At 58.7% G+C, this 4011-nt stretch carries 4 protein-coding genes and 1 tRNA gene; all 5 read left to right on the plus strand.

All coding sequences use genetic code 11. The features are described 5' to 3' along the window. Positions 1-887: leucyl aminopeptidase (locus Q0O05_RS11660; protein WP_293663219.1), on the plus strand; the 887-nt coding region annotated here is incomplete at its 5' end. Continuing rightward, a complete protein-coding gene (locus tag Q0O05_RS11665; RefSeq protein ID WP_293663220.1) occupies positions 884-1318 on the plus strand; it encodes a DNA polymerase III subunit chi in 435 nt (144 codons plus the stop codon). The genes Q0O05_RS11660 and Q0O05_RS11665, both read left to right, overlap by 4 nt. Further along, entirely contained in the window at positions 1318-1644 is a 327-nt protein-coding gene (locus Q0O05_RS11670) for a hypothetical protein (RefSeq protein ID WP_293663222.1), read from the plus strand. The genes Q0O05_RS11665 and Q0O05_RS11670 overlap by 1 nt, the downstream gene beginning before the upstream one ends. A gap of 77 nt (positions 1645-1721) precedes the next feature. Further along, positions 1722-1811: transfer RNA gene (locus tag Q0O05_RS11675), tRNA-Ser, on the plus strand. A gap of 233 nt (positions 1812-2044) precedes the next feature. Beyond that, positions 2045-4011, plus strand: a 1967-nt coding sequence (locus Q0O05_RS11680) for a polysaccharide biosynthesis/export family protein (RefSeq protein ID WP_293663224.1), incomplete at its 3' end; no start/stop codon positions are given.

Genomic DNA, 4011 nt, shown 5'->3' on the forward strand with positions numbered 1-4011 from the left:
TGGGCGAGGCTGCACAGGCGCTGGCGAACTTCCCCAAAATTTCGTGCGAGGTTCTCGGCCCGCGTGAAGTGGCCAAGCTGGGCATGGGCTCGTTCATGGCCGTCGCAAGGGGCTCCGACGAGCCGCTGCGCTTCATCGTGCTGCAATACAAAGGCGCCATCAAGGCGCAGGCGCCGGTGGTGCTGGTGGGCAAAGGCATCACTTTTGACAGCGGTGGCATCTCCATCAAAGCCGCAGCCGAGATGGACGAAATGAAGTTCGACATGTCGGGCGCCGCCAGCGTGCTGGGTACCTTCAGGACCTTGGCCGAACTCAAGCCATCTATCAATGTGGTGGGCCTCATCCCGGCCTGCGAAAACCTGCTGAATGGCCGCGCCGTCAAGCCCGGTGATGTGGTCACCAGCATGAGCGGGCAGACGATTGAGGTTTTGAATACCGATGCTGAGGGGCGCTTGGTGCTGTGCGACGCCTTGACCTACGCCGAGCGATTCAAGCCTGCGGCCGTGGTGGACATTGCTACCTTGACTGGCGCCTGCGTGGTGGCGCTGGGTGCGGTGCGTACCGGCTTGTTTTCCGCCAAAAACGAGTTGGCGGAGGCGCTTTTGAAGGCCGGTGAATCCAGCGGCGACTTGTGCTGGCGTATGCCGCTGGATGACGAGTACGCCGAAGGCCTGAAGACCAACTTCGCCGATGTTGCCAACGTGGCCGGGCGCATGGCGGGATCGGTGACGGCGGCCAAGTTTTTGCAGCGCTTTACCGACAAATACCCCTGGGCCCACCTCGACATCGCCGGCACCGCCTGGAAGAGTGGGGCTGCCAAGGGCTCGACCGGCCGCCCGGTGCCGCTGCTGGTGGAGTTTTTGCTCAGCAGGGTCGCCGCTAAGTGACAGAGGTTGCCTTCCATTTCGGCGCGCCCAACAAGCTGGAATACGCAGGCAGGCTTTTGCGCAAGGCAGTGGCTAAGGGAGCGCGGCTGACTGTGCTAGCTGCGCCCGCGCAGGTGCAGCACTTGGACGCGAGTCTGTGGGCCTCTAACCCGACCGACTTTTTGGTACACGCAGTGGACGACGGCGGAGCGCCACATTCCCGCTGCCCGGTGGTGCTCACGTCGCGCGTTCACGCCGCGCTCAAGAGCCATGCGGTGTTGCTTAACCTCACCCACACGGTGCCCGATGAGTACGCCCACTTTGAGCGCGTGATTGAAGTCGTTTCCCTCGACGACGAGGACCGCGCCATGGCCCGCAGCCGCTGGAAGCACTACCTGCAGCGAGGTCATGACATCCAGCGGCATGACCTGCAGTTGAGGGGATCAGACTGATGGAGAACAAGAAGGCCCCATCCAGTTTTGTGCCAACCTTGACTGAGGTCGTTCAGCCCGTCGCCGGGCATTCCGGCAGGCCCTTGGCAGAAGCGACAACGCACGCAGATTCGGATGCAAATGCCATCGGTGCGCAAGATGCCTTGGTGGCCGAGTTGCTGCACCGTTTATTGCCTCATGTATCCAGCGAGTTGCAAACCGCGCTTCATGAATCGGTGGACGCGCATGTGCAAGCCCTCTTGCCCCGACTTGCGGGTCATATTGAAGAGGCCGTGCGCACGGCGCTGGAGCGTGCCGCGGAAGATGGCAATGCGCCCAAGCCGTAGGCCGCCGGACCTAAGCCCCTCAAAAAGTTGCAACCGGCCCGGAGCGAGCGTGTTTACGGGCTAGAATACGCGGCTCTGGAGCGGTGGATGAGTGGTTTAAGTCACACGCCTGGAAAGCGTGCGTGGGGTAAAACCCACCGCGGGTTCGAATCCCGCCTGCTCCGCCAGATAGTAAGTAAAGACGGCCCTTCGGGGCCGTTTTTGCTTTTGGTCTAAATGGATGATGGCATTGTGGGTGCGGCCATTGGGCGCGTTGACATTTGCCGGACGTATCATAAGCAGCACAGCTTGACACTATTCTGTAATTGAAGCTTCACTAAACTGCATCTTTTTCGGGCTTTGTCACATTCTGCCCGTCACCCGTGCGCCACCTGACTTTATGCAAAGACCTCAAATCCTATTGACCAAGTCTCTCGTTGTTGCAGCGTTGATTTCTTCATTCGCTGTTCATGCTCAGCCATCACCAAGTGGAGTTTCGCAAGCGACTGCGGCTCCCTCTTTGTCGGATGGCGTCGCGGCACCAGCGTTCGCATTGCCAAGCTTGGGAGCCAAGCCGCCCATTGCTGCTAGCGAGCTCAGTGCGCCGGCACAGAGCACTGATGAACTTAATCGCGTGCTTAGTCGGGCCCGTGGCACCGCGCGAGACGAGGCGCCCAGCCAATTTCAAAAATTTGTGCAGGAAGCCACTGGCGCATTACTGCCGAATTTCGGTAGCCAGTTGTTTGATGCCCCTCAAAATTATGTGCCCGACGCCGGGCTTGCTGCACCCTCCAATTACGTTCTGGGGCCGGGGGATGAGGTTCGCATTCAGGTTTGGGGTGCGACCGACTTTTCAGCGGGCTTAACCTTGGACCGCGATGGAAAAATTTCTTTACCCAAAGTAGGGGTGTTAACTTTAGCTGGAGTTAGCGTGGCCAACCTTGAACAGGTCCTGAAGGGGCATCTGTCGAAGGTATTCACCAACTTTGGCCTTAATGCCTCTTTGGGTAAGTTGCGCAGCGTACAGGTGTATGTGGTGGGGCAGGCCCGCCAGCCTGGCACCTATGCGGTCTCCAGCCTTAGCACATTGGTGAACGTTTTGTTCGTTAGCGGTGGCCCTAATTCCAATGGGTCCATGCGCGCCATTGAGCTGCAACGCGGCGGTAAGGTCCTCACTCGGCTCGATCTCTACAACTTCATTGCCAAGGGTGACAAAAGCGCCGATATGGTGGTGCAACCGGGGGACGTCATCTTTATTCCACCCGCTACCCGCCGCGTAGCAGTAACCGGAGCCTACGACCAGGCAGCGATTTATGAGCTTTCCGACAGGGGCTCTACTGTGGGTGATATCTTGAGCCTGGCCGGTGGTGCTTCGCCCGTCGCCAACACCCGCAAAGCGCTTTTGGAGCGCGTCGATGCGGACAAGGTTCCGCCCCGCCTAGTGCTGGATATCTCGCTGGATGCCAAAGGTCTTAACCAGTCACTGGCCAGCGGTGATATTTTGACTCTGCTCCCGGTGAGCCCGGCCTTTGCCAACGCGGTCACCTTGCAAGGTGTCGTTGCCGAGCCCCTGCGCTACCGTTGGTTTGAGGGGATGAAAATCCTGGATCTGATCCCAGACCGAGAGGCTTTGATAAAGCCCTCTTATTACAAAGACAAGAACCAGCTCACTCTTCCCAAGAACTCTGTTTCGGGGATGGATCTCCCCAAGAACGCTGGTTCGGGGATGGGTGCCGCGCAGGACGAAGCGATTGAATCCCGTTTTCGGAGTCGAGCAGACCAAGTGAATTGGGACACGGCGCTCATCGAACGCATGAGTCAAGACAAGTTCACCAAAGAACTCATCCCCTTCAATTTGGGGAAAGCGGTCCTCCAGCGCGACCCTGCGAGCAACTTGAGCCTCAAGGCGGGCGATGTGGTCACCATTTTGAGTCACAAAGACCTTGCCGTTCCGATGGAAAAGCAGTCCCGTCTGGTGCGCGTGGAGGGGGAGGTTGCTGCCCCGGGTCTCTACAACGCCCTGCCCGGGGAAACGCTTCCCCAACTCGTGAAGCGCATTGGGGGCTTGTCAGCGCAGGCCTATTTGTACGGTTCTGAACTCAATCGGGAATCGGTGCGCCTGCGGCAACAAGAGAACCTGGACAGCCTCGTTCGTCGACTGGAGTCTAGTTTGCAAGGTCGCACCAAAACAGGAAACGCCAATGGCCAAGACGCTGCCGCTGCAGCCATTCTGATGCAACAAGAACAGTCCCAGATTCAGTCTCAAATCAACAAGCTCAAGTCGCTCAAGAGCAACGGTAGGCTGGCCCTTGAAATGGACCCTGCGGCTACCACCATCGCAGGGTTACCAAATCTTCCCTTGGAGGATGGAGACCGCTTTTTTGTGCC

This window comes from Rhodoferax sp. OV413 (assembly GCF_945881795.1).
In the GTDB taxonomy this organism is placed as follows: Bacteria; Pseudomonadota; Gammaproteobacteria; order Burkholderiales; family Burkholderiaceae_C; genus Allorhodoferax.